The sequence below is a fragment of the Novosphingobium meiothermophilum genome, assembly GCF_003171715.1.
GTDB lineage: Bacteria > Pseudomonadota > Alphaproteobacteria > Sphingomonadales > Sphingomonadaceae > Novosphingobium > Novosphingobium meiothermophilum.
Window position 1 is genome coordinate 1 of the sequence record NZ_QGHL01000002.1, and the last position, 1,298, is coordinate 1,298.

A 1,298-nucleotide genomic window follows, 5' to 3' on the forward strand; every position below is an offset into this window, starting at 1 on the left:
TGAGGTGGTCCCGCCTTCTTGGACAGTTTGGCGGCTGAGTTAAGCTAATCCCGGTTGTCGTTCATGCCGCCTGTTTGATCATCAGATCATGGGGGGCATGCCCCCCATGATCTGATTGCCCGATCCGCCGATAGGCCTCGACCGGTGTTCTGCCGGCCAGGCCCGAGTGTGGACGCTGGGTGTTGTAATAGGTGATCCACCGGCCAAGACCAGCCCGCAGCTCCGATCCGGTCTCGAAGGCATGGAGATAGACGCACTCGTACTTCAGGGATCGCCAGAGGCGTTCGATGAATACATTGTCCATCCACCGGCCTCGGCCATCCATGCTGATGCGGACTTCGGCGTCGCGTAGCACGCTGGTGAAGGCGTAGCTGGTAAACTGGCTGCCTTGGTCCGTGTTGAAGATTTCCGGCTTGCCGAACCGGGCCAGCGCCTCCTCCAGCGCCGCGACACAGAAGCCGGCATCCATCGTGTTCGACAGCCGCCAGGCGAGCACCTTGCGGGTCGCCCAGTCCATGATCGCCACCAGATAGAGGAAGCCACGGCGCATCGGGATGTACGTCACGTCGGCGCACCACACGTGATTGGGCCGTTCGATCGCCAGCTTGCGCAGTAGATACGGATAGACCCGGTGCTGCGGGTGTGGATCGCTCGTGCGGGGCCGCTGGTAGATCGGCGTCAGCCCCATCTTCGCCATCAGGCGCCGCACCCGACGGCGACCGACCTCGTGCCCGGCACGCCGCAGGTGCCGCGCCATCTGGCGGCTGCCGTACCATGGGCATTCCATGAAGGTCTCGTCGATCACCGTCATCAGCGCCAGCACCTCGTCCGTCTCCGGAACCGGCGCGTAATAATACGACGAGCGGCTGATCCGCAGCAGGCGGCATTGCGCCGAGATCGACAGGCGGTGGTGAGCAGCTTCGACCATCGCCCGCCTTCGGTCCACGCTCATCGACCGAAGGCTTTCGCTAAAAAATCTCGCTCGACGACCAGTTGACCGATCTTGGCGTGCAGCTTTTCGACCTCGCTCTCGCTGACGGCCTTGGCCACATCGCCAGCCCCGGAGAACGTGCCTGCCATCCCGTCGATGGCCTGCCGCTTCCAGGACGCGATCATCGTGTGGTGCACGCCATGCTTGGCTGCCAGCTCCGCCAGCGTCAAATCGCCCCGGATCGCTTCCAGCGCGACCTTGGCCTTAAAATCGGCGCTGTAGCGCTTTCTCGTCGTCTTCATTCCCGTGCCAGTCCTTCAGGTCGGGAGTAGCTTAACACCCTGTCCAGAAAACCGGCACCACCTCA

The 1,298-nt window shown here is 62.9% G+C and carries 1 protein-coding gene and 1 pseudogene; both read right to left on the bottom strand.

Going from position 1 to position 1,298, the window contains the following annotated elements:
* Positions 1–61 precede the first annotated feature (61 nt).
* Complete coding sequence (locus DKM43_RS00365) at positions 62–1,105, bottom strand: IS3 family transposase (protein ID WP_236632309.1); 1,044 nt, start codon at positions 1,103–1,105, stop codon at positions 62–64.
* Positions 1,069–1,233, bottom strand: a pseudogene (locus DKM43_RS16605) (transposase); the annotation flags it as partial. The pseudogene DKM43_RS16605 and the gene DKM43_RS00365, both read right to left, overlap by 37 nt.
* Between the last annotated feature and the right edge of the window lie 65 nt (positions 1,234–1,298).